Genomic DNA, 24,582 nt, shown 5'->3' on the forward strand with positions numbered 1-24,582 from the left:
AAACAATCAGGACAAGGCCCGACAGATGAGCGACACCCCCTATACCCCGCCGAAAGTCTGGAAATGGGAAAAAGGCAATGGCGGCCAGTTCGCCTCCACCAACCGCCCGGTTGCCGGCGCCACCCATGACAAGGACCTGCCGGCAGGCGAGCACCCCTTTCAGCTCTATTCGCTGGCGACGCCGAACGGGGTGAAGGCCACCGTGATGTTCGAGGAGCTGCTGGCCGCAGGCCATAGCGGCGCCGAATATGACGCCTGGCTGATCCAGATCGGTGACGGCGACCAGTTCGGGTCCGGCTTTGTGGAGATCAACCCGAACTCCAAGATCCCGGCGCTGCTGGACCGCAGCGGCACGGAGCCGGTGCGGGTGTTCGAAAGCGGCTCGATCCTGGTGCATCTGGCGGAGAAATTCGGGGCGTTCCTGCCCAAGGACGGCGCGGCCCGCACCGAGACCCTGAACTGGCTGTTCTGGCAGATGGGCAGCGCGCCTTATCTGGGCGGCGGCTTTGGCCATTTCTATGCCTATGCGCCGGAAAAGTGGCAGTACCCGATCGACCGCTTCGCGATGGAAGCCAAGCGCCAGCTTGACGTGCTCGACCGCCAGCTTGCGGAGCGCACCTATATCGCGGGCGAAGACTACACCATTGCCGACATCGCCATCTGGCCCTGGTACGGCCAGCTGGTCCTGGGCCGCCTGTATGATGCGGCCGAATTCCTGGACGCCGAAAGCTACACCAACGTGGTCCGCTGGGCCAAGGCGATCGACGCCCGCCCGGCGGTGCAGCGCGGCCGCATGGTGAACCGCTCCTTCGGCGAGCCGCATATGCAGCTGCACGAGCGCCACGACGCCAGCGATTTCGAAACCCGCACCCAGGACAAACTGGACGCGGCGGCAGAGTAACCGCTCCGCCCCCTGAGATGACCCGAGCGCCCGCGGCAACGCGGGCGTTTTCGCGTCTCGCGGCCCTACATCCAGCCCAATTGGGTCAGGGCATGAACATCGTTCCAGACCTTGGTCATGCCGCGGATCTTCGGCCCGTCGAAATCCAGCACATAGACGTAATCCGAGGACACTTTCCGGCCCGTCGGCGCGCCGTTTCCAGCATCCGCCGTATGGGTGCCGTGAAACACCGCATAGAGGATCGCGCGCCCGGCGTCCTCATCCACCGCCAGGGATTTGAACTCTGCACGGGCGTCCGGCATCGGGGTCAGCAGCCCCTTGGCCCATTCCGTATAGTCCGCAAGCGACTTAATCTCCGCCAGCGCATCGGCCTGGACCGAGAAGGCGGCATCCTCCGCACACCATTCCTTGCAGACGTCCCACCCCTTGCCCGCATCACAGGCTTCGCAGAAATCATGTGCTGTCTGTTTGATGGACATCGTTCTCTCCCTCCCTGCCGGGTTGCCGGGCATGGCACCCGGCCATGCCCCTGCCGCAGCAGATAAGGCGAAACCGGCGTGAGGCGAGGACAGGCTACTTCAGGCGCGGCGGCTTGCCGGGGTCGCTGCCCGGCGTCACCGGCCTGTATTCCTGCGGCGCTGGCGGCTGCGGCAGGTCGAACCGCAGCCCGACGCGGGCCAGGCTGGCCGCCGCCGGATCCTCCGCTTCGAAGAAGGCGACATCCATCGCCCCGGCCTCGATGCCGGAAAAGGTCAGCGCCTCGCTGGCCGCCTTGGCGAGCGACGGCTGTGCGGCCTCCTTGGCGCCGACAAAGCCCAAGAGATGCCCCTGGCCGCCGCCGGCATAGCGCACCCCCGCCAGATAGGCCGCCGCCGCCAGCCCGCCCGCGGTGGCGAGCTTGGCATCCAGCGCCGTCAGCAGCGCCTCCGGCAACCCCTTGGGCGCGGTGAACATCTCCACGGCCGCCTCCACCTCATCCGGCGCGTGGCCCAGCGTCTGGTGCAGCCAGCCGACCGCCTCAGCCGGGATCAGGATGGCAGAGGGCGCCACCTCCAGGTTCAGCCCCAGGCCGATGCCCTGCCCGGCCAGCATCTGCGCGATCACCCGGCCCGACAGCGCCGCGTAAGGCACAGGCTTGCCTGCAAACTGCGCCAGCCGCTCCTCGCGGTCGAACACCAGCACAAAGGCCCCGTCCGGCGTCTCGAACAGCTCCGGCGAGATCTGCTCCCCCTCCGCCTCCGCTGCCAGCATCAGGAACAGCTCTGCATCGGCCAGCCGTTCGTAAAACCGCAGGCGGGCGGCATCCTCGGCGGGCGCCGCCTCCATCGCGGCATGGGCCAGATCCAGCGGGGTTTCTTCTGTCATCGCATCAGCTCCTTCACCCGGGCCTGCAGCACCGGCAGCAGTTCGGCCTCGAACCAGGGGTTTTTCTTCAGCCATGCGGTATTACGCCAGGACGGATGCGGCAAGGGGAAGACCTGCGGCGCATGATCCCGCCAGCCGCGCACCAGCTCTGTCACCGGCGCCTTCGCCCCCAGGTGATAGCGCTGCGCATGGGCGCCGACCAGCACCTTGAGCCGCACATCCGGCAGCTCTGCCATCACCAGATGATGCCAGGTTCTGCTGCAAACGGCAGGCGGCGGCAGGTCGGCTTTCTTGTCGTTATAGCCGGGGAAACAGAACCCCATCGGCACCACCGCCACCCGGTCCTTGTCATAGAACTCCGCCTCCGTCAGCCCCAGCCAGGTGCGAAGCCGGTCGCCGGAAGGGTCGGTAAACGGCCTGCCGCTGTCATGCACCCGCGCGCCCGGCGCCTGGCCTGCGATCAGAATCCGGGCCGTGGGGCGGAACCAGACCACCGGCCGGGGCGCGTGCGCAGTGGCAGTGGCGGCAAAGCGTTCCGCACAGATCCGGCAGTTGCGAATCTGCGCCTTAAGCTGCCTGCTTTCGCCTATTGTTTCACCTTGGGAAACAGTCATGCCCCGCCCCGCTGGTCCGCTCCGCACTTGAAAACCGGCCCAAAACCCCGTCTGCGGGCCAAACCGTTAAAACTTCGTTGAATATCTATGACACAATTCGACATAATAAGGCCAAATTCGCCGCGTAGGCCATTAACACTCTTTTGATAAGAAGAAGACGCGGGCACGGCAGAAAGCCCGCGCAACTTGAGGCAGACAGAGCCCCCTTGCGGGGCCGCACGGGCAGCAGCGGACCAGGCAATGCTTGAATTTGAAAACGTCAGCAAGTCCTTCTGGACGGGAACCCAGCGCAAGGTGATCCTTGACCGCGTGTCGTTCTGCGTCGAGCCGGGCAAATCGCTGGGCGTTCTGGCCCCGAACGGCACCGGCAAGACCACGCTGATCAACATGATGGCCGGTCTGGAAAAGCCGGATGAGGGCGAAATCCGCCGCAACTGCAAGATTTCCTTTCCCCTCGGCTTCATGGGCGGGGTGATCAGCCGCCTGTCGGCCATGGAAAACTGCCGCTACATTGCCAAGCTTTACGGGCTGGACCCGGATTACGTCGAGGCCTACTGCCGCTGGCTGTGCGGCCTGCGGGAATATTTCGACCAGCCGATCGGCACCTATTCCGCCGGGATGCGGGCGCGGTTCAGCTTTTCGCTGATGCTGGCGCTGGATTTCGACATCTACCTGATCGACGAAGGCATGCCCAGCACCACCGACGTCGAGTTCAACCGCAAGGCCGGCGAAATCCTGCAGGAGCGGCTGCAGACCACCACCATCATCATCGTCTCGCATCAGGCCAAAACGCTGGAGAAGTTTGCCCGTTCGGCGGCTGTCCTGCTGCAGGGGCAGTTGCATATGTTTGACACTTTGGAAGAAGCGAAACAGCTCTATGACTACGAAACCGAGAGCTAAGAAGTTCCGCATCCGCCGCAGCCCCGCTGCGGCCGAGGACCGCGAGACCGGCACCGCGGCGGCGCCCCGGAGCGCGGCTGCCGCCGCCGCGCAGCCGCACGCCCGGCCGGTCCCGCAGGGCACCGCCGCAGCCTCTGCCGCCGCCGCTGCAGCGCCGGGAAAAGCGGCCGCCGGCGCGCCGCTGTCCGGCATGGTCAGCTCCCCGCGCGAAACCAGCATGGAAACCGATCTAGAGGCGATCCGCCGCGAAGGCCTGACCGGCCGCCAGCTGCGGCTGGCCCGGCGCATGGCGCAAAAGCACAACCTGGACGCCACCTCGGATTTCGAGGCGGTGCGGATGCTGCGCGAGCGCGGCATCGACCCCTTCGCGCGCGCCAATATGCTGGAGCTGGTGGTGCCGCAGAACAAAACCCAGCCCGCGGGCACGCCGCCGGCGCCGGGGGCTGTGCAGCTGCCGCAGACGGTGCCTGCCGGCAAGACGAACCTGCCCTCTGCCGAGCTGAGCCCGGCAGAGCGGCGCAACCGCGAAATCCAGGAAATCCAGCGCGATATCGCGCGCCGCCGCCGCCGCAAGCTGTCGCTGCTGGGGGCCCGGCTGGCGTTCTTCGTGCTGCTGCCGACCCTGGCCGCGGGCATCTACTTCAATACGGTGGCAACACCGATGTATTCCTCGAAATCCGAATTTCTGGTGCTCAAGGCCGACAGCGCGGGCGGCGGCGTCGGCGGGCTGCTGTCCGGCACCCAGTTTGCCACCAGCCAGGATTCCATCGCGGTGCAAAGCTACCTGATGTCCAAGGAGGCGATGCTGCGGCTGGACCGCGAGGCGGGCTTCAAGGCGCATTTCACCCAAGACTGGCTGGACCCGATCCAGCGGCTGGAAAGCGACCCCACCAACGAGGAGGCCTATGCCACCTACAGCCGCAACGTGAAGATCGGCTATGACCCGACCGAAGGCGTGGTGCGGATGGAAGTCTCCGCTGCCGCCCCCGAAGCCGCGGCGGAGTTTTCGCGCAAGCTGATTTCCTATGCCCAGGAAAAGGTGAACAGCCTGTCGCAGCAGAAACGCGCAGACCAGATGTCGGAGGCTGAGTCCGCCCTGGAGGAAGCCGAGGCCCAGCGCCGCGCGGCGCAGGAACGGCTGGTGGTGCTGCAGCAGCAGGGCTCGGTGCTGGACCCCGAGGGCGTGGTCGCCGCGCTGCGCCAGCAGATCAGCAATTTCGAGATCCAGCTGGAGGAAAAACGCCTGGAGCTGGCCGCTCTGGAGGATAACGCCCGCCCCAACCGGGCCAAGGTCAGCGGCGCCGAAGCCGACATCCGGCGGCTGGAGACGGTGATCGCCAGCCTCAACAACCGGATGGTCGATGCCTCGGCCGGCGAAAACTCGCTTGCCAATCTGCGCATCCAGATCCAGATGGCGCAGGCCGACCTCGCCACCCGCGACCTGATGCTGCAATCGGCCTTGCAGCAAGTGGAAACCACCCGTCTGGAGGCCAACCGCCAGGTCCGCTATCTGACCACCGCGGTGGAGCCGGTGCCCAGCGACGAACCCTCCTATCCGCGCAAATTCGAGAATACCGTTTTGGCATTCCTGATCTTTTCCGGTATTTACCTGATGTGTTCGCTCACCGCGTCCATCCTGCGGGAGCAGGTGTCATCGTAAAGCCATCGGAAGCTCATGAAAAACATCGATATCGCCGGTCTCACCGTCGGCAATGATCGTCCCCTGACCATCATTGCCGGCCCCTGCCAGCTGGAAACCGCGGACCACGCCCGGATGATTGCCGGCGCCCTCAAGGAAGCCTGCGGCAAGGCAGGCGCGCAGTTCGTGTTCAAGGCCTCTTACGACAAGGCCAACCGCACCTCGCTGTCGGGCAAGCGCGGGCTTGGCATCGACGAAGGGCTGAAGGTGCTGGACACCATCCGGCGCGAATTTGATGTGCCGGTGCTGACCGATGTCCACACCGAGGCGCAATGCGCGGTGGCGGCGGAGGCCGTGGACATCCTGCAGATCCCGGCCTTCCTGTGCCGCCAGACCGACATGCTGCTGGCCGCAGGCAACACCGGCAAGGCGGTGAACATCAAGAAAGGCCAGTTCCTGGCGCCCTGGGACATGGCCAATGTGGTCGCCAAGGTCGAAAGCACCGGCAACCAGAACATTCTGCTGACCGAGCGCGGCACCTCCTTTGGCTACAACACGCTTGTTGCTGACATGCGCTCGCTGCCGCAGATGGCGCAGGGCGGCTACCCGGTGGTGATGGATGCCACCCATTCGGTGCAGCAGCCCGGCGGCAAGGGCGGCTCCACCGGCGGCCAGCGCGAGTTTGCGCCGCTGATGGCGCGCGCCGCTGTTTCGCTGGGCATCGCGGCGGTGTTCATCGAAACCCACCAGGACCCGGACAACGCGCCCTCGGACGGGCCGAACATGATCTACCTCGACCAGATGCCGCAGCTGATCGACAGCCTGATGCGCTTTGACGCGCTGGCCAAGGCCGACCCCATTCGTATTTAACAAGCAAAGAGATTTTCAGACATGACCAAACCGCTGTCCGAGGTGACCCCGAACACCTGGAGCTTTCTGCGCGACGCGATGATCAAGCCCACGGGCTTCCGCGAATATGACGCGCGCTGGAAGTACCCGGAGGAGATCAACCTCCCCGGCATGACCGCCCTGGGCCTGGGCCTCGGCACCCAGATGCGCAAGCGCGGGATCGAGCCGGTGATCGCTGTCGGCAACGACTACCGCGACTATTCTCTGGCAATCAAGAACGCCCTGATCCTGGGCCTGATGCAGGCCGGCATCCAGGTCAAGGACATCGGCCCGGCGCTGTCGCCGATGGCCTATTTCGCCCAGTTCCACCTGGACGTGCCCGCGGTCGCCATGGTCACCGCGTCGCACAACCCGAACGGCTGGACCGGCGTCAAGATGGGCTTTGAACGCCCGCTGACCCACGGCCCCGACGAGATGGCAGAGCTGCGCGATATCGTGCTGAACGGCGAAGGCCAGCCCGCGCCCGGCGGCTCTTATGAGTTCGTGGAGGGCGTCAAGGAAGCCTATCTCGACGACCTGGCCGGCGATTTCAAAATGTCCCGCCCGCTGAAGGTGGTCTGCGCCACCGGCAACGGCACCGCTTCCGCCTTTGCGCCGGAGCTGTTCAAGCGCATCGGCGTCGAGGTGGTCGAGAGCCACAACGAGCTGGACTACACCTTCCCGCACTACAACCCCAACCCCGAAGCCATGGAAATGCTGCACGACATGTCGGCATCGGTGAAGGCCTCCGGCGCCGATCTGGCGCTTGGCTTTGACGGCGACGGCGACCGCTGCGGTGTGGTCGATGACGAGGGCGAGGAGATCTTTGCTGACAAGGTCGGCGTGATCATGGCCCGCGACCTCAGCAAGATCTATCCGAACGCCACCTTTGTGGCGGATGTGAAATCCACCGGCCTGTTTGCCTCCGACCCGGAGCTGAAAAAGAACGGCGTCACCGCCGACTACTGGAAGACCGGCCACAGCCACATGAAGCGGCGGGTGAAGGAGATCGGCGCCCTGGCGGGGTTTGAGAAATCCGGCCACTACTTCCTGGCCGAACCCGTGGGCCGCGGCTATGACTGCGGCATGCGGGTCGCGGTTGAGGTCTGCAAGATGCTGGACCGCAACCCGGATATGTCGATGTCGGACCTGCGCAAGGCGCTGCCAAAGACCTGGGCCACCCCGACCATGTCGCCCTATTGCGCCGACACCGAGAAATACCAGGTGCTTGACCGGCTGGTGCAGAAGCTGGTGGCCAAGCATGAGGCGGGCGAACAGCTTGCAGGCCGGGCGATCAAGGAAGTCGTCACCGTGAACGGCGCCCGCGTGATCCTCGACAACGGCTCCTGGGGGCTGGTCAGGGCCTCCTCCAACACGCCGAACCTGGTGGTGGTCTGCGAAAGCTCCGACAGCGAGGAAGAGATGCGGGCGATCTTTGCGGATATCGACGCGGTGATCCGCACCGAGCCGTTGGTGGGCGAGTACGACCAGACCATCTGATCCCGGCGCACACCCGGCGCACATAAGGGTTTTCGCCTGCTGACGCAGGCGATCCGCGCCCGCCTCCGGCGGGCGCTTTTTCTTTTGCCGAGACGCGATTTAAGGGGTGAGGGCCGTCTTGGAACTGATCCGGGGGACCAATTCAGGCCCGGACGGGCGGAGCCCAGCCCTTAGCAGATGCGCCAGATCAAGTGTAAGGCGCCTTCAGCCGCATCAAGGACAGGCCGGGCTGTGCCCGGGGGCCTCCGGCCCTCCTTGACCCGGCTTCCGGCTGGGGGCTCAGTCGCCGCCGAGGAGCTTCAGCAGCTGGTCGCGGGCTTCCTGCTCGATCCGCTGCTTCAACAGGTCGTTCAGGTCCTGTTCCGGCGCGATCTCTGTGTCCAGCTCCTCGCTGAGCTTCTGGCGCACCCGGTCCTTGGCCTCCTGCTCGATGACGTCGAGCTTGGGCTGCAGCGCCTGGCTGAAATCCGGGCGGATGTCCGGATTGTCCCAGCCGCCGCGGATGCGCACCGGGATGGTCAGCACCTGATCGCGCCCCGCCCGCACCAGCTGCGGCGTGAACAGGTAGTCGATGTCGCGCGCCCCCAGCCCGATCCGCCCCGTGCCTTGCGCCCGGAACCCCTTGAGCAGCACCAGAAGGTCCTCATTGCGCAGATTCCCGCCCTCGACCGTATAGCTGGCGGTCAGCTGGTCGAACACGGTGCTGCCGCCATTGCCGCCCGAGCGCATCAGCTGTTCCAGGTCGAAGCCGGTAAAGAACCCCTTGCCCGCTTCCAGCCAGCCCTTGCCGCTCAGCGAGCGCATGATCGCGTCCACCGAATTGCCGGAGCCGAGGAATTCCACCCCGCCCAGCGCCTCGCCGTTGAGGCGGCGGTAGCCCGCGGTCTCGCCCAGCGCGCGCTCCAGCCGGATGCCGGTGAAGCTGAGGTTCCCGCCCACCGACAGCCCGTTGCGGTTATTGGCCACCAGCTGCCCCTGCACCTCGCCGCCGAACATCGACGCCGGCAGGAATTTCACCACTGCCCGCTCGCGCTCAACCGTCAGGTTCAGCTGGCTCTGCCCTAGCTGGACGCTGCCGGTATCCAGACTGTCAAACGACAGATCCACCGTCCCGTCAGCCAGCCCCAGCGCCGAGGCATCGATCTCCTGCCGGGACCAGCCCTCTGCCGCCGCGCTGCCGCTGTCCGGCGGCTCCGCGCCCGTGACGCCGCTGAAATCCAGCGCCCCGCCCTGCAGCCGGGCGGTGATCCGCGGCCGCTTGGCGAACTCGACATCGGCTGCCCCGCTCAGCTTGTTCTTGCCCAGCTCCAGCGCCAGGTCGCGCATCGACAACCGCCCGTCCGCGGTATAGGTCACATCGGCGCCGAACACCGCCTTTTGCGCCAGCGCCTCCGGCAGAACCGCCCCCAGCGCCGCGCCGGTCCGCGCGGCATCCTCCGCCCCGAAGGTCAGCCGCCCGCTGGCCTCGCCATTGATATCGGCATGGCCGTCAAACCGCCCCCTGCCGCCGGGCGCCGCCACCGTTGCGCCGACCGAGGACACCTCGCCCGCCAGGAAGGCGGCAAAGGTGCCGATCTCGGCGTCGATCTCCACCGGCTCGCCCGCCGGGCGCAGGGTCACCCTGGCGTTCACGGTGCCGTCAGGCTCCGGCCACAGCAGGCTGAGGTCGGCATTCTTCATCTCAACGGGCGCTTCCCCATGCGCCGTATAGCGCAAGGTCGCCCCGGTCAGCTCCACCGCCTCGATCCGCAGCGGCTGCCCGGTGCCCTCTCCAGCCCCGGTGCTGCCCGCCGCCGCGCCGCCGCCGCCAAAGACCCAGTTGCCAATGCCCTCCGCGTTGGTGGCCAGGTTCAGATGCGGCAGGATGGCGGAGACCTCGGTGACCCGCACGTTGCCCCGCAGCAGATCCGCCGCCGCCACCCCGATGGTTACCCGCTCCGCCCGCAGCATCGGCTCCGGCCCGGCCCAGTCCGCATTGGACAGCGTCACCGCATCCGCCTTCACGCCCAGCACCGGCCAGAAGGTGAAGCTCACCTTGCCGCCAAGCCCCAACTGCCGCCCGGTCTGCGCCTCAAGCTGATCGGCGGCCAGCCGCGCGACCTTCTCGCCCGGCAGCAGGAGCACCAGCCCCGCCAGCAGCACCACCGTCAGCGCCAGCGCCGTAACCACCCGGAATATCAGCTTCATCACCCCACTCCTCATCTCTCGCCCCCCTGTTGCCCGCGGGGTTTTGCGCAGCTTACCGCGTGGGGAGACGGGCGCAATGCAGGAAGCCCCGTCCTGCATCACAGCGTCGCGCGTTTGAGGCCCGGGATTACCGCAGCCGGAACCGCTGCCGCAGGCCCAGGCCGGATTGCGATATGTGCCCTTAATAAGGCCGGGCACATCTTTGCTGGATTTGATTGTCGATGGATACGGGTCGCAAACCTCAGGCTTTGGCGCACCACCTTCAACACCTAACGGAGGGCAGCGCCTGACCTTGGGGAGGTGCAAAAGCCCCCTCCCGTTTTGCTGGAGGCAAACCTGCGGTTTGACGGGGAGGGCCGGGCGCTGCCCCGCCTTTTGGCCGGGCTAAAGCGAAAATACACCGCCCCGGTGCGCAAGGGGTGTACCGGGGATGCACGCCCAGCACCCCTGTTTTCCTTGCCTCCCGCCGCATTCCTGATATATGCGCGCGCATGACCAGCACCCCGTCCAGCAACCCGCCCAGCCTCCGCCCTGACCTCGCCCCGGAACCGCAGTTCCGCGAGGCGCCCCGTGACGGCCAGCCGACTCTCGGCATGGTGTCGCTCGGCTGCCCCAAGGCGCTGGTCGACAGCGAGCGCATCCTGACCCGGCTGCGCGCCGAAGGCTACGGCATCTCGCCCGACTACGCGGGGGCCGATGCGGTGATCGTCAACACCTGCGGCTTCCTCGACAGCGCCAAGGCCGAAAGCCTGGAGGCGATCGGCGAGGCGCTGAAGGAAAACGGCAAGGTGATCGTCACCGGCTGCCTGGGCGCCGAGCCGGACTACATCCGCGAGCATCACCCGCGCATCCACGCGGTCACTGGCCCGCATCAGTATGAACAGGTGCTGGACGCGGTGCATTCCGCGGTGCCGCCCTCCCCGAACCCTTATGTGGATCTGCTGCCCGCAACCGGTGTCCGGCTCACCCCGCGCCACTTCAGCTATCTGAAGATCTCCGAGGGCTGCAATCACAAGTGCAAGTTCTGCATCATCCCGGACATGCGCGGCAAGCTGGCGTCGCGCCCGGTCCACGCTGTGCTGCGCGAGGCGGAGAAGCTGGTGGAGGCCGGGGTGCGCGAACTCTTGGTGATTTCGCAGGACACCTCCGCCTATGGCCTTGACCGCAAGTATTCCGCCCACCCCTGGAAGGGTGAGGACGTGCGCAGCCATATCCTCGACCTCAGCCGCGAACTGGGCAAGCTGGCCCCGGCGGAGGACCTGTGGGTGCGGCTGCACTATGTCTACCCCTACCCGCATGTGCGCGAGCTGATCCCGCTGATGGCGGACCCTGAGAATGCACTGCTGCCCTATCTGGACATCCCCTTCCAGCACGCCCACCCGGACGTGCTGCGCCGCATGGCCCGGCCCGCAGCGGCGGCCAAGACGCTGGACGAGATCAACGCCTGGCGCGACACCTGCCCCGATATCACCCTGCGCTCCACCTTCATCGTCGGCTTCCCCGGCGAGACCGAGGCGGAGTTCCAGCACCTTCTGGACTGGATGGACGAGGCGCAGCTGGACCGGGTCGGCTGCTTCAAATACGAAAACGTCGACGGCGCCCGCTCCAACGACCTGCCGGACCACGTGCCGGAAGAGGTGAAGCAGGAGCGCTGGGAGCGGTTTATGGAGAAGGCGCAGGCAATCTCCGAGGCCAAGCTGGCGGCCAAGGTCGGCCAGACCATGCAAGTTATCGTGGACGACATCGACGAGGACGGCATCGCCACCTGCCGCACCAAGGCCGACGCGCCGGAGATCGACGGCAACCTGTTCATTGACGAGGGAACCGACGGGTTGCAGGCGGGTGATCTGGTGACGGTCGAGGTGGATGAGGCCGGGGAGTATGACCTGTGGGGCGTTAGGACCGCGTAGAACATGGCGAGGGCCAGTTTTAGGGTCTAAGTGACGAGCCAAAAAGCGATATTCACGTGAGCTTTCGAGGGGTCTTAAAGGCCGGCGGAGAATGCGCTGTGTTGCCAAACCTCCTTACTAAGCAGGGGGAGTTGCGCCTCTAGCCTTCTTTCATTGCTCAGAGGCCGCCTTTGAAAATCGTTTGGTCCTAGCTGGCTCACACTCCTAAATCACATTCAGAAAGACCTTCATGTTCCAGACAATCGACCTCACCCCTTTCATCTCCGAGTGGGACGCCAACAAGGGGAACTCTGAAAGTTACAATGTCGGGTACGATGCATTGCTGGCGTTCGGCTCGACAGTTCATGACCAAACAGGAATGCTCATTCTGGCGCATGCTGTGTATGGCTGGATGCCGACCATTCTGAAGTCTTACATCTTGGACGGCCTCACTGGCGAGAACATCCGGGATGGTTTCCTTCCAGACAAGCCAGCTCTGAACAACTCATGGGTTGGAACTTCAAAGCTATTCCATTTTCTCGCACCCGCAGTCTGGCCGATTTGGGACAGCCGTGTCGCATTGCACTTTGGTCTGCCACGCAGCGATCAGCACAACCGCCGCGACGTGTATCAGGATTACACGAACTTCATGCGTTCAGAGGCCGCGGTTTGCAAAAATCCCACAGGTTACAGTAACTTGCGGTTTCTAGAGCTATGCTTGTTCTCGGCCCGCCCGGCGAGCAGCGAAGCACGGGAGGCGGCACCCCAGTCCGCCCTCCTTTCCACCACCTGACCCTGAGCCGGTTCGAAGCGCCCTCCCGCTTTGCCGGAAGCAAACCTTCGGTTTGACGGGAGGGTCGGGCGCTGCCCGCGCTTTGCCCGCGCTTGCGGCTATCTGCCTCTCCCCTCTCGCCAAATCCCTGCTACGCTCTCCCCGAACCGCAACCAGCCAGGGAGAGCGCCCAGCCATGACAGACACTCCGGAAATCGCCCAGAAAGCCCCATTCCCCGTCGAGGTGACCGAGGGCAAGACCTATTTCTGGTGCGCCTGCGGCAAGTCCTCGCGCCAGCCGTTCTGTGATGGCTCGCACAAGGACACGGGTTTCGAGCCGGTGAAGTACAAGGCGGAAAAGGACGGCAAGGTGTTCTTCTGCGGCTGCAAGCATTCGGGGAAGAAGCCGCTGTGCGACGGCACCCATTCAAAGCTGTAAGAAGCCCGGCATTGCCCGGGCGGGCGGCAGAAGAAAGCCCCGCAAGACGGGCTTGCGGGGCTGGTCAGGGATTGGGGTTCAGGGCATCAGCCGCTTGAACAGGTCTGCGCTGGGGCAGAAGTCCGGCACCGCGGGGCCGTCCTCGCGGCGTGACGAGATCCACAGGGCGCAGGACTTGCTGCAGCCCGCGCCGCGGCAGGAGGTCACCATCCGCGCGTAGTCCAGCCCGTTCAGCCGCCCGGCCTTCATTTCCCGGTCCAGGTCGATGCCTGCCGCCTCTGCCACCGCGCGCAGCAGCCACAGGTGGCGGAAGATATTGCCCAGGCCCTCGGCCTCCGCTGCCATGTCCTTCATCAGGCGCGGCCCTTCAGCTGAACCAGCGCATCCGCATTGCGGCAGCCGGGCATCGGCGCCTCTGCGTGCTCATGGGCGGCCAGGAAGGCCTCGCATTGATCCGGCACCGCGCAGCCGCGGCAGCGGGTGATCAGGGCGGCCCAGTCCTCGTGGCTGATCTTGCCTGCGGCAAAGGCACCGGTCAGGTCGGTGCCCGCGGTCTGGCCCATCCGGGCCATCAGACGCAGATGATAGAGGGGATCCCCCAATGGCTGCATATCTTGAACTCCTATTGGGTTCCGGGCGGACGCGTCAGGCCTGCTGCTCGTTCAAATACCCGAGCAGATCGCGGTTGCGGCAGAAATCCGGGGCTTCTGCCCCGGGGCGCAGGCCTTCGGCCAGCCACTTGCGGCACGCCCCGACCCCGCCGCAGCGGGTGCAGCGCAGCACCGCCTCGGCAATCTCGTCAAAGCGCAGGGTACCGGCCACCGCCTCTTCTTCCAGATCCAGGCCGACGGTTGCGGCCATCCGGTCAAACAGCTCGGCGTGCTTTTTCAGGTCAGCATGGGTGGTCATCGCGCTCTCCCGGAATCATTTATTCCGGGTGCAGCTTAGCGCCGGCCGGCGGGGGCGAATTTGACACAGGTCAAACGGGATAGAATTTATAAGGATTTCACGCCAAGGTGGTCGAAATAGGCCCGCACCGCATCCTGCACCCGGCGGAAGCGGTCGCCGCCCAGCTTCTTGCCGCCATACCAGCGGGTGACGATGATGACGTGATCCCTGAGACCCTCGCGCTCCATCATCCGCAGGATCACCATGCCCGCGCCGCTCTCGCCGTCATCGGCCTTGAGCCCGCCGGACGGCAGCACCGCCGCCCAGGTGTTGTGCGTCGCCTTGGCATAGGCGCGGTCGGTTTTCAGCGCTACCAGCACCGCGTCGACCTCCTCGCGCGAGGCAGCCGGCGCGCCGGTCACCGCATAGCGCGAGCCGCGGTCGGTCAGGACCACGCCAAGCCGCGTCAGCGCTGGCCCGGCCTGGTCCCCGGCGGCCATGATCAGTTCAGCCCGTAACGGTCGATGGCCGCCTGCACCACCCGCACCCGGTCGGGGTTGGCCGGGTGGGAACCCAGGAAGCGGTCGCCCGGATCCGGCAGGCGGTTGAAGAAGCGCACGCCGATGCTGGGGCGGTAGCCGGCTTTATGGGTGATGATGGTGCCCAGCTCATCCGCCTCCAGCTCGAAATCCTTGGAGTAGGTGCGCGCTCCGACAAAGCCGCCGATGTCCTGCGCCGTCGACACGCTGGACGAGCCGCCGCCCGCCAGCGCGGTGATCAGCCCGGCGCCGACGCTCACCAGTGCGGAGTTCTGCGCCTGCCGCGCCAGGTGGCCGCGGATGTGGTGGGCGGCCTCATGCGACATGACAAAGGCCAGCTCGTCATGGTTGGCGATCTGCCCCAGCATCCGCTGGGTGAAGGTGATCACCGGGCGTCCCGAGCGGTCCAGGCTCTGATAGGCGTTGGGGGCGGCGTTCGGATTGGGGTCGACGCGGATCAGGAAATCGCAGTTCAAACCCTGGGTGCGGTTGCGGCATTCGCGTTCGGCCACCGGCTCCACCCGCCGGGACACGGCGGCAAATGCGTTGCGCGCCTCGCCGGGGGCCATCCCCTGCGCCCGCGGCGCCTGAACAACCGGCGCAGACTGCGAAGCGGGCTCAATCGCCACATTACAGGCGCTGACAGCAAGGGCAAACAGACACATAAAACGGCGCATGGCAGATCCTTTTGCAATTTGCCGCCAACATACCGCGCAAGCCCGGGGGATAGCAATTGCGGCAGCGGCGGAAGATTGCCGTTAGATCTGTACGATACTTCGTGTTTGCAAGGTCTTGCCAGCAGGCGGGCCGCGGTGGCAGGCTGGTGCCATGTTTACAATCGAACATGAATTCGACTCGACGGTCATCACCCTGGTGGACGAGGGCGACGCCCCCCTCACCGAGGATGTGACCATCAATTCCTTTGAAGAATGCGTCACGGTCGAGCAATACGACCCGCGCACCGACACAGTGCAGAAAATCACCCTGTCGCATCTTCAGGTGCGCGACCTGGCGGCGGCGCTGGACCTGCCCGAAGGGGTTTACCGGCTGGTGGCCGGCGACGATTAGGCGTCAGGCCGGCCCAAGATAGACAAACAGCTTCTCGCGCGAAGCTGCGCCGCGGCGCAGCTCCAGGCGGGAGGCCGCCGTTCCCATCGCCGCCGCCAGCAGCCGGCGGATGGCCTCGTTGGCCTTGCCGTTCTCCGGCACCGCAGTGACAGAGATTTTCAGCGCCCCCTGCCCCGGCACGATCGCATTGCGCGCCGCCTTGGGGGTGGCCCGCACCGCAATTTCCGCGCCCGGCACGCACAGATGGCTCAGATCCGGCAGGTCTCTTGTCTTCGGCTTACCCATGCCGCCCCTGATGCCCTGCGGCGGCGCCAAAGGCCATAGACTTTGCCGTGCCCGCGCGGCTATCACCCCGCCAGCGGAACCCGGCCCTGCTGCCTGCGCACCACAGTTCCCGCGCGCAAGGCCCGTTGGCCCTTGAAAAAACGCCCCTGCCTGCCGAGATAGGCAGCACCAGATGTAAAAAGGTTTCACATATGCCTCCACGCAATGACGCCGCTCTTGAGTTTCTGCTGTCGCGCCGGTCGCGCCCGGCCAAGACGCTGGCGGCCCCGGCCCCCACGCGCGAAGAGCTGCGGCCGATCCTGACCGCCGCCGCCCGCACGCCGGATCACGGCAAGCTGGAACCCTGGCGCTTTATCGTGGTGGAACAGCCTGCAATGGCCCGGCTGGCGGACCTGTGCGCGGAAACCGGCGCCCGGCTGGGCAAAAGCTCCGAGGATATCGCCAAGGCCCGCAGCCAGTTCGACCTGGGCCAGCTTGCCGTGGCCGTGGTCGAAGTGCAGACCCCAAGCCCCAAGGTGCCCGCCATTGAGCAAAGCTACTCCGCCGGCGCGGTGTGCCTGTCGCTGCTCAATGCCGCGCTGGCTGCCGGCTGGGGCGCCAACTGGCTCAGCGGCTGGGCCAGCCATGACCGCGGCTTCTGCGAGGCCGCCTTTGGCCTGGCGGAGAATGAGCGCATCGCTGGCCTCATCCACATCGCCACCGAAACCGCCGCCCCGCCCGAGCGCCCGCGCCCGGACATTGACGCAATCACCACCTGGATGAGCGCATGATCCTGACCGCCTTTTTCAAAACCCTCGGCCAGACCGGCGACCCGCGCTTCCGCAAGGTGCTGTTTCTGGGCCTGGGGCTGACCGTTGCCCTGCTGATTGCCGCCTATGCCGGGTTCCTGATGCTGATCCAGTGGCTGGTCGGCCCCGAAGCCACGCTGCCGCTGCTGGGCGAGGTCACCTGGCTCGACGACTTGCTGTCGGCCGGCTCGCTGGTGCTGATGCTGGTGCTGTCAATTTTCCTGATGGTGCCGGTGGCCTCGGCGATCACCTCGATGTTCCTGGACGAGGTGGCGCAAGCGGTGGAGGACAAGCACTACCCCGCCCTGCCGCCCGCGCCCAAGGTGCCGTTCTGGGATGCGGTCCGGGATACGGTGAACTTCCTCGGCCTGCTGATTGCCGCCAACCTCCTGGCGCTGGTCCTCTATGTGCTGTTTCCGCCTGCGGCGATCTTCATTTTCTGGGGGCTGAACGGGTTTCTGCTGGGGCGTGAATATTTCACCCTTGCCGCCGCCCGCCGGGTGGGCACGGCAGAGGCCAAGAAGCTGCGCCGCCGCCACGCGGGCACCATCTGGGCCGCCGGAACCCTGATGGCCATGCCGCTGTCGGTGCCGCTCTTGAACCTGGTGGTCCCGATCCTGGGCGCCGCCACCTTCACCCACCTCTACCACGCGCTGGCCCGCCGGTAGGCCGGGCCGCAATAGACTGGCGATAGCGCCTTGAGGGGCAGCCCTGCCCCTCAAGCGCGTCTCAGCAAGCTTCTTCTGATTTCAGCTTTACGATGCAGCCCGCTCCAGCCCGACGGGCTGGCCGCACCCGCGCCGCGCGCCAGCGCGGCGCCATGCCCAACCGGTCCCGAGGCATTTCAATGCCTCCAAGCCGGGCGGGAGCACTGCCCTGCTTGATACGCGCAGGCCCGCGGATTTACCCTTGCTCGGGCATCATCCCCATCCAGTCGAAGTCGCGCACCGAGATCGCTCCGGACAGGATGATCCCGGCCACGATGGCCCAGATCAGCGCCGCAATCCCGGTCGTGATCCAGGCCTTCTGCTTCAGGAAATGCTTCTCCGGCGCGCCCGCATGGGTGCCCGGCACCACGTCGCCCCTGTCGCCCTGGGTCTGCAGCCGGATCGGAATGATCACCAGGAAGGTCAGGAACCAGATCACTGCATACAGAACGATCGCTGATGTAACACCCATGGCGCCGGCCTTTCGTAGTTGCCCCGCCCCGCAGCCGGGGCAGGACGCTCATAGCCTCAAACTTCCTCGAGTTCCACCAGGCAGCCGTTGAAATCCTTGGGATGCAGGAACAGCACCGGCTTGCCATGGGCGCCGATCTTCGGCTCGCCGGTGCCCAGCACCCGCGCGCCCTGCGCCTTCAGGTGGTCGCGCGCCGCCAGGATGTCCTCCACCTCATAGCAGACATGGTGGATGCCGCCCGCCGGGTTCTTCTCCAGGAAGCCGTTGATGGGGGAGTTTTCGCCCAAGGGATACAACAGCTCGATCTTGGTGTTGGGCAGTTCGATGAAGACGACGGTCACCCCGTGATCCGGCTCATCCTGCGGCTCTCCCACCTTGGCGCCCAGCGCGTTGCGGTACTGGGCCGAGGCTGCCTCCAGGTCGGGGACAGCGATGGCAACATGGTTCAAGCGGCCAATCATCCTTTTGTGCTCCTCTCACATATGGTCCTGGGTCCCGGTTATGCGGCGGATGCTGCGCCGCGGCAAGTGCGCCATTGCGCACGGGGGCCCGGATGCGGCAGCGCACGCGCCGTTAACCGGGTGTTAGCCTAGAGTTCCTAGCGTCGGTCCATATCCCGCAAGGAGGATACGTTATGGACGATTCGGAACTGTTTGCTGCCGCTCAACGCCTGCCCACCACCCGGCGCCCGCTGCTGGGGCTGACCATTCTGGTTGTCGAGGACAGCCGCTTCGCCTGCGAGGCGCTGCGGCTCCTCTGCCTGCGCAGCGGTGCCCGCATCCGCCGCGCCGATTGCCTGAAATCCGCGCGCCGGCATTTGCAGGTCTACCGCCCCTCCGTGCTGATTGCCGATGTCGGGCTGCCGGACGGCTCCGGCCTCGACCTGATCCGCGAACTGGCAGAGGCCAGCCCGCGCCCCGGGGTGATCCTGGCCACCTCAGGCGACCCGGCGCTGGAAAGCGCCGCGCTTGAGGCCGGCGCCGCCGGTTTCCTGGAAAAGCCGATCACCTCGCTGGCCGCCTTTCAGCAAAAGATTCTCGCCAACCTGCCCGCCGACCGCCAGCTGTCCGGGCCCCGCGCGATGGATGACGAAACGGTGGAGCCGGATCTCCTCGCCTACCGGGACGACATGGCCCATGCCGCCGATGTGCTCAGCATGTCGCAGGAGGAGAAAACCCTGGCCTATCTGGCGCAATTCCTGGGCGGCGTCGCCCGCAGCGCCGGCGACGGGCCGCTTGCGGCAGCCGCCGACCGCCTCGACAGCGCCCGCCTCAAGGGGGAGCCGCTGACCCAGGATGCCGCCACCCTGGCAGGCCTTGTGCAGGAACGGCTCGAACGCCGCGCGGCGATCTGACATGGCAGAAGCATTCCTCATCGCCCTCGCCACGCTTGTCATCGTGCTCTACGGCCAGACCCGGCTTGAGGCGCGGTCGATCCGCCGCAGCCGCGGCAACAGGGACAGCCGCCCGCTGGTGCTCACCCGCCCGAACCGCTGACGCCGCGTCCGCCCGGCCTTGGCCGGACCGCGCAGCAACAGCAGCAGGCGCTTTCCCCGCAGCGCGCCATTTGCGGCAGCCGCCGCACGGCCCGCCCGCTGTTCTCCCAGCGGGGCTGCCGGTTGCTGTTTTCTCAGAAACCGCCGGTCCAAGCGCGGCCTTCCGCCGCCGCCGCGCATTCCCCTTGCCTTCGCGCATCCGCCCTTGGCCGCCAATGCACAGCCAGGCGGCCTTCCCGCCTCTGACCATATGCTGCAGCCCGCCCGCTCCGGTGCCCTCCCGCGCCCGCAGCGGCGCGGCCAGGGCCGCACCGCTTGGCGGCCTTGGGCCCGGCACCGCCGGCAGGCGGTGCCGGGCCCAACGGCTCAGGTCATTCCCCGAATGATCTGAGCGGGCGGGAGCCGCCCCGGCTGTTCCTGAACTCCGGCGGTATACCGCTGTGCCGCGCGCAGGCGGCTACAGCAGCAGCCCCGGATCCTCCTCCATCGCAAGCCCGGGGAACACCCCGGCTTCCAGACCGCTTTTCTGCGCCCCCGCCAGCCCGTGCAGCAGCCAGGCCAGGTAGCGGCGCACATCCGCAGTCGGCATCAGGTCGCGGCGGTCATAAAGATCGGCCTCCGCCAGCCCCGGCCAGCGCCCCAGCACCCGGCCGCCGCGCACCGCGCCGCCTGCCAGCAGCATCGCGCCGCCGGTGCCGTGGTCGGTGCCGCCGGTGCCGTTTTCCCGCACCGTGCGCCCGAACTCCGTCACCGCCGCAACGGCGGTCTTGCCCCAGATCTGCGGCCCCAGACCGCTTTGCAGCTCCAGGACCGTCTCCGCCAGCCGCCCCAGCGCCGTCTTCAGGCCGCCTGCCTGGCGGTAATGCGTGTCCCAGCCGTTGATCGAGAACGCCGCAATCCGGCTGTCGCCGCGGAGCTGGCCGGCCGCATAGGCGGCAATGGCAGTGTGCGCCTCGCCCTTCGGCGCCGTCATCATCCCCATCATCCCGCTGTCATCGCTGCTGTCTTCGCTGCCGTCGCCGCCGCCCTCTTCAAGACCCAGGGACATGTCCTGCCGGGTCAGCTCCAGCGCGTCGTTCAGCGCGGCGTGAAACAGCGGGTCGTCCTCCATCAGGAGCGCCGCCAGCCGCTCCGCCTGCGGATTCATCGCCAGCCCGGCCCCCGGCGCCCATTGCGACACCGGCGCCGCGCCCTCCAGCAGCAGCATCCGCTCCTGGCCGATGGCAAAGGCGGTGCGCGCGTGCGTTCCCGGCGTCTGCTGCAGCAGCCGGTTCAGCCAGCCGTCGCGCGCCTCGCCCAGCCCGGCGGTGCCCGCCTCCAGCAGGTCCTGCCCGTCGAAATGGCTGCGCCGGTCGCGGTATGGCGTGGACACCGCATGAACGAATCCAAGCTCGCCCTTGCGCCACAAGGGCAGCAGCGGCGCAAGGCCCGGGTGCAGGGCGTAAAACCCGTCGAGGTCGGCAGCCCCGGCGGCGGGCCCGCCCGAGAGCGTCTGCCGCAGCCCGGCAAACTGCGGGTCGCCATAGGGCTGCACCACATCCAGCGCATCCATGCCGCCGCGCAGGATGATCACCACCAGCCGCGTATCCCAGGGGGCGGCGGCGAAACTGACGGGCGTCACCAGCGGGCTGGCGGCCAGCGAACAGCCCAGCAAGGCAGAACGGGCCAGAAGAGAACGGCGGGTCAACTGCATCGGATGGCCTCCTGTTAGCGGCGCTGAAAGGCGGGAGAGGCCAGGATCAGCCCGATCCCCTCCGCTTCGGTTTCGGCGGCGCGGGCGGCAAACATCACCCGCTCATTGGCAAAGCCGCCCAGCGCCGCAGCGGCAAAGCCGCGCGGATCGGGCAGCGGCTGCACCAGCCGCCGCGGGGCCGCCATCGCCCAGCGCAGGCGGGCGGCCAGGGCCTGCGGCGTGACCCAGGCAGCGTCTTCTTCGGGCCAGCCGTCCGGCCCGCCGGAAAACTCCCACCGTTGCCCCATCGGGGTCAGCGGCGCCAGCAGCAGCCGGTTCAGCTGCCCCGGCCTGAGGTCCGCAATCCGCGCCTCGGGCAGCGCCAGCGCCCGGCAGGCGGAGGCCACGTAGTCAAACGGCGGCTTCACATTGCGCAGCTGCGGCTCCCAGGCGGCCGGATGCTCCAGCAGAGCGGCATAAACCTGCACAAGGTCGCCGCCGCTGTCCTGAAACCGGGCCGCCACATGGGACACCAGCGCCGGGTCCGGCGTGTCGGAGATGAAATGCACCGCCAGCTTGCGGGCGATATGCTGGGCGGTGGCAGGATGGCGGGCCAGATCGCGCAGCGCGCTCAGCACCTGCTCCAGCTGCGGTTTGCCGCCGCCGTAAGTCTTTCCCAGCACCGTTTCCGGCCCCGGCTCCGCCATGCCGGGGTGAAAGACGAACGCTTCTTCCCTGGAGAGGGTGAGGCCGGTGAACAGCTCCGCCAGCTGCCGCACGTCGGTCTGGCTGTAGGGCCCGTCCACCCCCAGCGTGTGCAGCTCCAGCACCTCCCGGGCCAGGTTCTCATTCAGCCCGCTCAGCCGTTCGCGCCGCGCGGCGGCCCGGCTGCCCGGCCCGGCAGAGCGGTTCTGGTCCAGGTACATCAGCATCAGCGGGCTGGTGGCGGCGGCGATCAGCATGTCCTCGAAACGGCCGCTCACATGCGGCCGGATCACGCTTTCGGCATAGGGCGCAGCCAGCACCCGCGTCGGCCCGGATTTGCCCTGTGCCGTGAAATGGTCGGCCCAGAACAGCACCAGCCGTTCGCGCAGCCCGTCGCGGGTGCGGACATGGCGCAGCAGCCGCTGGCCGTGCCATCCGTAGCGGGCATGGTTCTGCGCGCGGCGGAATTCCCTGAAGGCCCTGTCCGCAGCCTCATAGCCGGGCTTGCCGTCCAGCTGCCTGCGCTGCCGCCGCAGCCGCCGGAACGTCGCGGCCCCCGTCACGGCATCCTCAAACCGGCTGACCGGGAACTGCTGCGCCATTTCGTCAGGCCCTTGCAGGCGGCTCAGCATCTCTGCCGCCGACTGCGGCGGCGCAACCGCCGGCGACAGCCCGGCACCAAAGCGGATCTCAGCCAAGTCTCCGTCAAACTGCATGGCGCTGCTCTCTCCTTGCCCTGCCGGCCTGCCCGCAGGTTAGAGCATCGCTGCCCTGCCCCACAGGCGAATTTCAGATGATACGCATGTTTCCGCGTGTTCCGTCGCCCGCCCCGCAGCTTTTTGCAAAGACGCCGTTTCCCGGCGCCGGACTCCGGCAGCGGTCCGCCGCAGATGGGCCGCAAAGGAAAAGGCCCGGACAATTGCCCGGGCCTTCATCAAGACGTCTGTGCCGCTTACTGATCCTGCGGGATCACCCGCAGGCCCAGCTCCATCAGCTGCTCCGCCATCGGCTCAGACGGCGCTGCCATCATCAGATCTTCGGCGCGCTGGTTCATCGGGAACATGATCACTTCGCGGATGTTGGCCTCATCGGCCAGCAGCATCACCATGCGGTCGATCCCGGCCGCGCAGCCGCCGTGCGGCGGGGCGCCGTACTGGAACGCGTTGACCATGCCGCCAAAGCGCTTCTTCACCTCGTCCTCGCCGTAGCCGGCGATTTCAAAGGCCTTGAACATGATCTCCGGCTTGTGGTTCCGGATCGCGCCGGAGACCAGCTCGTAACCGTTGCAGGCGAGGTCGTACTGGTAGCCCTTCACGGCCAGCGGATCGGACAGCAGCGCGTCCATGCCGCCCTGCGGCATCGAGAACGGGTTGTGCTCAAAGTCGATCCTGCCGGTTTCCTCGTCCTTCTCGTAGATCGGGAAGTCGACGATCCAGGCAAAGGCAAAGCGGTCCTTGTCAATCAGGCCCAGCTCCTCGCCGATGACGGTGCGGGCCTTGCCCGCGACGCCTTCGAACGCCTTCGGCTTGCCGCCCAGGAAGAAGGCCGCGTCACCAACGCCCAGGCCGAGTTGCTGGCGGATCGCCTCGGTGCGCTCCGGGCCGATGTTCTTGGCCAGCGGACCGGCCGCCTCCATGCCCTCCGCGCCGTCGCGCCAGAAGATGTAGCCCATGCCCGGCAGGCCCTCTTTCTGGGCGAATGCGTTCATCCGGTCGCAGAACTTGCGGCTGCCGCCGGTGGGCGCCGGAATGGCGCGGATCTCGGTGCCGTCCTGTTCCAGCAGCTTGGCAAAGATCGCAAAGCCCGAGCCGCGGAAGTGGTCGGACACCACCTGCATCTTGATCGGGTTCCTGAGGTCCGGCTTGTCGGTGCCATACCACAGCGCTGAATCCTTGTAGGAGATCTGCGGCCACTCGTTTGCCGGGTCGACCTTGCGGCCGCCGCCGAACTCCTCGAACACGCCCGCCATCACCGGCGCGATGGTGTCAAAGACGTCCTGCTGGGTCACAAACGACATTTCCATGTCGAGCTGGTAGAAGTCCGCAGGCGACCGGTCGGCGCGCGGGTCCTCGTCGCGGAAGCAGGGCGCGATCTGGAAATACTTGTCAAAGCCCGACACCATCATGAGCTGCTTGAACTGCTGCGGCGCCTGCGGCAGCGCATAGAACTTGCCCGGATGCAGGCGCGACGGCACCAGGAAGTCGCGCGCGCCCTCGGGGGAGGAGGCGGTGATGATCGGGGTCTGGTATTCGTTGAAGCCGATGTCCCACATGCGGTTGCGGATCGAGCGGATCATGTTGGAGCGCAGCACCATGTTGCGCTGCATCTTCTCGCGGCGCAGGTCCAGGTAGCGGTAGCGCAGGCGGGTTTCCTCAGGGTACTCCTGATCGCCGAACACCATCAGCGGCAGTTCCTCGGATTTGCCCAGCACCTCGATGTCGCGGATGAAGACCTCGATTTCGCCGGTCGGGATCTTGGGGTTCACCAGGCTTTCGTCGCGCGCCTTCACCTCGCCGTCGATGCGGATGCACCATTCGCTGCGGACCTTCTCGATCTCGGCAAAAACCGGGCTGTCCGGGTCGGCCATGACCTGGGTCACGCCGTAATGGTCGCGCAGGTCGATGAACAACAGGCCGCCGTGGTCGCGGACGCGGTGGACCCAGCCTGACAGGCGGACGGTTTCACCGACGTTGGATTTGTTCAGTTCGGCGCAGGTATGGCTGCGGTAAGCGTGCATCGGTTGACCTTTCGTTATACCGGTCTTGTGCCCGGGCGGGCCGTCGTTCGGGAGTTGCGCACGGAAACGGCGCGGAATTCGTCCGGGGTGGTACACTAGTTTGCGGCTCAGTTGTCAAGCAAACAGGGGCGA

General features: G+C 66.6%; 28 protein-coding genes. 13 read left to right on the forward strand and 15 right to left on the reverse strand.

Annotated features, from left to right (window positions below):
• Positions 1 to 25 precede the first annotated feature (25 nt).
• Positions 26 to 901, forward strand: a complete 876-nt coding sequence (gene yghU, locus DAEP_RS0108825) for a glutathione-dependent disulfide-bond oxidoreductase (RefSeq protein ID WP_027244401.1) — start codon at positions 26 to 28, stop codon at positions 899 to 901.
• A 65-nt stretch (positions 902 to 966) separates the two neighbouring features.
• On the opposite strand, the gene DAEP_RS0108830 is transcribed toward yghU, so the two are convergent.
• The 3 genes from DAEP_RS0108830 to DAEP_RS0108840 form a co-directional block, all read right to left on the reverse strand.
• The gene (locus DAEP_RS0108830) at positions 967 to 1,380 is read right to left on the reverse strand and encodes an ester cyclase (RefSeq protein WP_027244402.1); all 414 of its coding nucleotides are present in this window, start codon (positions 1,378 to 1,380) and stop codon (positions 967 to 969) included.
• Between the two features lie 94 nt (positions 1,381 to 1,474).
• Positions 1,475 to 2,266, reverse strand: coding sequence for an SseB family protein (locus DAEP_RS0108835; protein WP_027244403.1), 792 nt, complete (start codon positions 2,264 to 2,266; stop codon positions 1,475 to 1,477).
• Positions 2,263 to 2,880, reverse strand: coding sequence for a uracil-DNA glycosylase family protein (locus DAEP_RS0108840; RefSeq protein WP_051337350.1), 618 nt, complete (start codon positions 2,878 to 2,880; stop codon positions 2,263 to 2,265). The genes DAEP_RS0108835 and DAEP_RS0108840 overlap by 4 nt, the downstream gene beginning before the upstream one ends.
• 240 nt (positions 2,881 to 3,120) lie before the next feature.
• On the opposite strand from DAEP_RS0108840, the gene DAEP_RS0108845 reads away from it, so the two are divergent.
• Genes DAEP_RS0108845 through DAEP_RS0108860 form a run of 4 tightly spaced genes read left to right on the forward strand, consistent with a single transcriptional unit; the run spans position 3,121 to position 7,807 of the window.
• Complete coding sequence (locus DAEP_RS0108845; RefSeq protein ID WP_008556064.1) at positions 3,121 to 3,780, forward strand: ABC transporter ATP-binding protein; 660 nt, start codon at positions 3,121 to 3,123, stop codon at positions 3,778 to 3,780.
• Complete coding sequence (locus DAEP_RS0108850; protein WP_027244405.1) at positions 3,758 to 5,440, forward strand: KpsE/RkpR family capsule polysaccharide export protein; 1,683 nt, start codon at positions 3,758 to 3,760, stop codon at positions 5,438 to 5,440. The genes DAEP_RS0108845 and DAEP_RS0108850 overlap by 23 nt, the downstream gene beginning before the upstream one ends.
• A gap of 15 nt (positions 5,441 to 5,455) precedes the next feature.
• The gene (gene kdsA, locus DAEP_RS0108855) at positions 5,456 to 6,289 is read left to right on the forward strand and encodes a 3-deoxy-8-phosphooctulonate synthase (protein WP_008557015.1); all 834 of its coding nucleotides are present in this window, start codon (positions 5,456 to 5,458) and stop codon (positions 6,287 to 6,289) included.
• Positions 6,290 to 6,310: 21 nt separating this feature from the next.
• Positions 6,311 to 7,807: a phosphomannomutase/phosphoglucomutase gene (locus DAEP_RS0108860; RefSeq protein WP_027244406.1), complete on the forward strand. Its 1,497-nt coding sequence runs from the start codon at positions 6,311 to 6,313 to the stop codon at positions 7,805 to 7,807.
• Positions 7,808 to 8,086: 279 nt separating this feature from the next.
• Here DAEP_RS0108860 and DAEP_RS0108865 read toward each other — a convergent pair whose 3' ends face one another.
• On the reverse strand, positions 8,087 to 9,994 hold the full coding sequence (locus DAEP_RS0108865) for an AsmA family protein (protein WP_027244407.1): 1,908 nt from the start codon (positions 9,992 to 9,994) through the stop codon (positions 8,087 to 8,089).
• 491 nt (positions 9,995 to 10,485) lie between these two features.
• On the opposite strand from DAEP_RS0108865, the gene rimO reads away from it, so the two are divergent.
• The 3 genes from rimO (at position 10,486) to DAEP_RS0108880 (ending at position 13,094) form a co-directional block, all read left to right on the forward strand.
• Complete coding sequence (gene rimO, locus DAEP_RS0108870; protein ID WP_027244408.1) at positions 10,486 to 11,904, forward strand: 30S ribosomal protein S12 methylthiotransferase RimO; 1,419 nt, start codon at positions 10,486 to 10,488, stop codon at positions 11,902 to 11,904.
• A gap of 229 nt (positions 11,905 to 12,133) precedes the next feature.
• Positions 12,134 to 12,676 (forward strand): hypothetical protein, encoded by a 543-nt coding sequence (locus tag DAEP_RS23310; protein WP_027244409.1) that lies wholly within the window; start codon positions 12,134 to 12,136, stop codon positions 12,674 to 12,676.
• Positions 12,677 to 12,851: 175 nt separating this feature from the next.
• Positions 12,852 to 13,094, forward strand: coding sequence for a CDGSH iron-sulfur domain-containing protein (locus tag DAEP_RS0108880; protein ID WP_008554809.1), 243 nt, complete (start codon positions 12,852 to 12,854; stop codon positions 13,092 to 13,094).
• A 78-nt stretch (positions 13,095 to 13,172) separates the two neighbouring features.
• Here the strand turns inward: DAEP_RS0108880 and DAEP_RS0108885 are convergent, their stop codons facing one another.
• From DAEP_RS0108885 to DAEP_RS0108905, 5 genes are all read right to left on the reverse strand, one after another.
• Positions 13,173 to 13,448, reverse strand: coding sequence for a DUF6455 family protein (locus tag DAEP_RS0108885; RefSeq protein ID WP_008553644.1), 276 nt, complete (start codon positions 13,446 to 13,448; stop codon positions 13,173 to 13,175).
• Positions 13,448 to 13,705: a DUF6455 family protein gene (locus tag DAEP_RS0108890; protein ID WP_027244410.1), complete on the reverse strand. Its 258-nt coding sequence runs from the start codon at positions 13,703 to 13,705 to the stop codon at positions 13,448 to 13,450. The genes DAEP_RS0108885 and DAEP_RS0108890 overlap by 1 nt, the downstream gene beginning before the upstream one ends.
• Before the next feature lie 34 nt (positions 13,706 to 13,739).
• Complete coding sequence (locus tag DAEP_RS0108895; protein ID WP_027244411.1) at positions 13,740 to 14,003, reverse strand: DUF6455 family protein; 264 nt, start codon at positions 14,001 to 14,003, stop codon at positions 13,740 to 13,742.
• A gap of 86 nt (positions 14,004 to 14,089) precedes the next feature.
• Entirely contained in the window at positions 14,090 to 14,482 is a 393-nt protein-coding gene (locus tag DAEP_RS0108900; protein WP_036760548.1) for a YigZ family protein, read from the reverse strand.
• A gap of 2 nt (positions 14,483 to 14,484) precedes the next feature.
• The gene (locus tag DAEP_RS0108905; protein ID WP_027244413.1) at positions 14,485 to 15,198 is read right to left on the reverse strand and encodes a M48 family metalloprotease; all 714 of its coding nucleotides are present in this window, start codon (positions 15,196 to 15,198) and stop codon (positions 14,485 to 14,487) included.
• A 151-nt stretch (positions 15,199 to 15,349) separates the two neighbouring features.
• Here DAEP_RS0108905 and DAEP_RS0108910 point away from each other — a divergent pair, with 151 nt between their 5' ends.
• Positions 15,350 to 15,589 (forward strand): hypothetical protein, encoded by a 240-nt coding sequence (locus tag DAEP_RS0108910; RefSeq protein ID WP_008553327.1) that lies wholly within the window; start codon positions 15,350 to 15,352, stop codon positions 15,587 to 15,589.
• 3 nt (positions 15,590 to 15,592) lie between these two features.
• On the opposite strand, the gene DAEP_RS0108915 is transcribed toward DAEP_RS0108910, so the two are convergent.
• Entirely contained in the window at positions 15,593 to 15,874 is a 282-nt protein-coding gene (locus DAEP_RS0108915; RefSeq protein WP_027244414.1) for a DUF167 domain-containing protein, read from the reverse strand.
• A gap of 191 nt (positions 15,875 to 16,065) precedes the next feature.
• Between DAEP_RS0108915 and DAEP_RS0108920 the strand changes: the two genes are divergently transcribed.
• Both DAEP_RS0108920 and DAEP_RS0108925 read left to right on the forward strand, forming a co-directional pair.
• Positions 16,066 to 16,644: a nitroreductase family protein gene (locus DAEP_RS0108920; protein ID WP_027244415.1), complete on the forward strand. Its 579-nt coding sequence runs from the start codon at positions 16,066 to 16,068 to the stop codon at positions 16,642 to 16,644.
• A complete protein-coding gene (locus DAEP_RS0108925) occupies positions 16,641 to 17,330 on the forward strand; it encodes an EI24 domain-containing protein (protein WP_027244416.1) in 690 nt (229 codons plus the stop codon). The genes DAEP_RS0108920 and DAEP_RS0108925 overlap by 4 nt, the downstream gene beginning before the upstream one ends.
• A 235-nt stretch (positions 17,331 to 17,565) precedes the next feature.
• On the opposite strand, the gene DAEP_RS0108930 is transcribed toward DAEP_RS0108925, so the two are convergent.
• Together DAEP_RS0108930 and mce are read right to left on the reverse strand one after the other, a co-directional pair.
• Entirely contained in the window at positions 17,566 to 17,841 is a 276-nt protein-coding gene (locus DAEP_RS0108930; protein ID WP_008553244.1) for a DUF1467 family protein, read from the reverse strand.
• Between the two features lie 56 nt (positions 17,842 to 17,897).
• Positions 17,898 to 18,302, reverse strand: coding sequence for a methylmalonyl-CoA epimerase (mce, locus tag DAEP_RS0108935; RefSeq protein ID WP_008557322.1), 405 nt, complete (start codon positions 18,300 to 18,302; stop codon positions 17,898 to 17,900).
• A gap of 173 nt (positions 18,303 to 18,475) precedes the next feature.
• On the opposite strand from mce, the gene DAEP_RS0108940 reads away from it, so the two are divergent.
• Together DAEP_RS0108940 and DAEP_RS24220 are read left to right on the forward strand one after the other, a co-directional pair.
• On the forward strand, positions 18,476 to 19,195 hold the full coding sequence (locus DAEP_RS0108940; protein WP_008554988.1) for a response regulator: 720 nt from the start codon (positions 18,476 to 18,478) through the stop codon (positions 19,193 to 19,195).
• A gap of 1 nt (position 19,196) precedes the next feature.
• Positions 19,197 to 19,337 (forward strand): hypothetical protein, encoded by a 141-nt coding sequence (locus tag DAEP_RS24220; protein WP_167630824.1) that lies wholly within the window; start codon positions 19,197 to 19,199, stop codon positions 19,335 to 19,337.
• Positions 19,338 to 19,793: 456 nt separating this feature from the next.
• Here DAEP_RS24220 and DAEP_RS0108950 read toward each other — a convergent pair whose 3' ends face one another.
• From DAEP_RS0108950 to aspS, 3 genes are all read right to left on the reverse strand, one after another.
• Positions 19,794 to 21,029 carry a DUF1501 domain-containing protein gene (locus DAEP_RS0108950; protein WP_027244418.1) on the reverse strand — a complete coding sequence of 412 codons (1,236 nt, stop codon included), beginning with the start codon at positions 21,027 to 21,029 and terminating at the stop codon, positions 19,794 to 19,796.
• Positions 21,030 to 21,043: 14 nt separating this feature from the next.
• Positions 21,044 to 22,429, reverse strand: coding sequence for a DUF1800 domain-containing protein (locus tag DAEP_RS0108955; protein ID WP_027244419.1), 1,386 nt, complete (start codon positions 22,427 to 22,429; stop codon positions 21,044 to 21,046).
• A 236-nt stretch (positions 22,430 to 22,665) separates the two neighbouring features.
• Positions 22,666 to 24,450 carry an aspartate--tRNA ligase gene (aspS, locus tag DAEP_RS0108960; protein ID WP_027244420.1) on the reverse strand — a complete coding sequence of 595 codons (1,785 nt, stop codon included), beginning with the start codon at positions 24,448 to 24,450 and terminating at the stop codon, positions 22,666 to 22,668.
• Positions 24,451 to 24,582 lie beyond the last annotated feature (132 nt).

The organism is Leisingera daeponensis DSM 23529 (assembly GCF_000473145.1).
Classification (GTDB): Bacteria; Pseudomonadota; Alphaproteobacteria; order Rhodobacterales; family Rhodobacteraceae; genus Leisingera; species Leisingera daeponensis.

Bases quoted from the DNA above. Each gene is read 5' to 3' on its own strand.
- yghU (WP_027244401.1), top strand. From the start codon at position 26: ATGAGCGACACCCCCTATACCCCGCCGAAAGTCTGGAAATGGGAAAAA.
- DAEP_RS0108830 (WP_027244402.1), bottom strand. From the start codon at position 1,380: ATGTCCATCAAACAGACAGCACATGATTTCTGCGAAGCCTGTGATGCG.
- DAEP_RS0108835 (WP_027244403.1), bottom strand. From the start codon at position 2,266: ATGACAGAAGAAACCCCGCTGGATCTGGCCCATGCCGCGATGGAGGCG.
- DAEP_RS0108840 (WP_051337350.1), bottom strand. From the start codon at position 2,880: ATGACTGTTTCCCAAGGTGAAACAATAGGCGAAAGCAGGCAGCTTAAG.
- DAEP_RS0108845 (WP_008556064.1), top strand. From the start codon at position 3,121: ATGCTTGAATTTGAAAACGTCAGCAAGTCCTTCTGGACGGGAACCCAG.
- DAEP_RS0108850 (WP_027244405.1), top strand. From the start codon at position 3,758: ATGACTACGAAACCGAGAGCTAAGAAGTTCCGCATCCGCCGCAGCCCC.
- kdsA (WP_008557015.1), top strand. From the start codon at position 5,456: ATGAAAAACATCGATATCGCCGGTCTCACCGTCGGCAATGATCGTCCC.
- DAEP_RS0108860 (WP_027244406.1), top strand. From the start codon at position 6,311: ATGACCAAACCGCTGTCCGAGGTGACCCCGAACACCTGGAGCTTTCTG.
- DAEP_RS0108865 (WP_027244407.1), bottom strand. From the start codon at position 9,994: ATGAAGCTGATATTCCGGGTGGTTACGGCGCTGGCGCTGACGGTGGTG.
- rimO (WP_027244408.1), top strand. From the start codon at position 10,486: ATGACCAGCACCCCGTCCAGCAACCCGCCCAGCCTCCGCCCTGACCTC.
- DAEP_RS23310 (WP_027244409.1), top strand. From the start codon at position 12,134: ATGTTCCAGACAATCGACCTCACCCCTTTCATCTCCGAGTGGGACGCC.
- DAEP_RS0108880 (WP_008554809.1), top strand. From the start codon at position 12,852: ATGACAGACACTCCGGAAATCGCCCAGAAAGCCCCATTCCCCGTCGAG.
- DAEP_RS0108885 (WP_008553644.1), bottom strand. From the start codon at position 13,448: ATGAAGGACATGGCAGCGGAGGCCGAGGGCCTGGGCAATATCTTCCGC.
- DAEP_RS0108890 (WP_027244410.1), bottom strand. From the start codon at position 13,705: ATGCAGCCATTGGGGGATCCCCTCTATCATCTGCGTCTGATGGCCCGG.
- DAEP_RS0108895 (WP_027244411.1), bottom strand. From the start codon at position 14,003: ATGACCACCCATGCTGACCTGAAAAAGCACGCCGAGCTGTTTGACCGG.
- DAEP_RS0108900 (WP_036760548.1), bottom strand. From the start codon at position 14,482: ATGGCCGCCGGGGACCAGGCCGGGCCAGCGCTGACGCGGCTTGGCGTG.
- DAEP_RS0108905 (WP_027244413.1), bottom strand. From the start codon at position 15,198: ATGCGCCGTTTTATGTGTCTGTTTGCCCTTGCTGTCAGCGCCTGTAAT.
- DAEP_RS0108910 (WP_008553327.1), top strand. From the start codon at position 15,350: ATGTTTACAATCGAACATGAATTCGACTCGACGGTCATCACCCTGGTG.
- DAEP_RS0108915 (WP_027244414.1), bottom strand. From the start codon at position 15,874: ATGGGTAAGCCGAAGACAAGAGACCTGCCGGATCTGAGCCATCTGTGC.
- DAEP_RS0108920 (WP_027244415.1), top strand. From the start codon at position 16,066: ATGCCTCCACGCAATGACGCCGCTCTTGAGTTTCTGCTGTCGCGCCGG.
- DAEP_RS0108925 (WP_027244416.1), top strand. From the start codon at position 16,641: ATGATCCTGACCGCCTTTTTCAAAACCCTCGGCCAGACCGGCGACCCG.
- DAEP_RS0108930 (WP_008553244.1), bottom strand. From the start codon at position 17,841: ATGGGTGTTACATCAGCGATCGTTCTGTATGCAGTGATCTGGTTCCTG.
- mce (WP_008557322.1), bottom strand. From the start codon at position 18,302: ATGATTGGCCGCTTGAACCATGTTGCCATCGCTGTCCCCGACCTGGAG.
- DAEP_RS0108940 (WP_008554988.1), top strand. From the start codon at position 18,476: ATGGACGATTCGGAACTGTTTGCTGCCGCTCAACGCCTGCCCACCACC.
- DAEP_RS24220 (WP_167630824.1), top strand. From the start codon at position 19,197: ATGGCAGAAGCATTCCTCATCGCCCTCGCCACGCTTGTCATCGTGCTC.
- DAEP_RS0108950 (WP_027244418.1), bottom strand. From the start codon at position 21,029: ATGCAGTTGACCCGCCGTTCTCTTCTGGCCCGTTCTGCCTTGCTGGGC.
- DAEP_RS0108955 (WP_027244419.1), bottom strand. From the start codon at position 22,429: ATGCAGTTTGACGGAGACTTGGCTGAGATCCGCTTTGGTGCCGGGCTG.
- aspS (WP_027244420.1), bottom strand. From the start codon at position 24,450: ATGCACGCTTACCGCAGCCATACCTGCGCCGAACTGAACAAATCCAAC.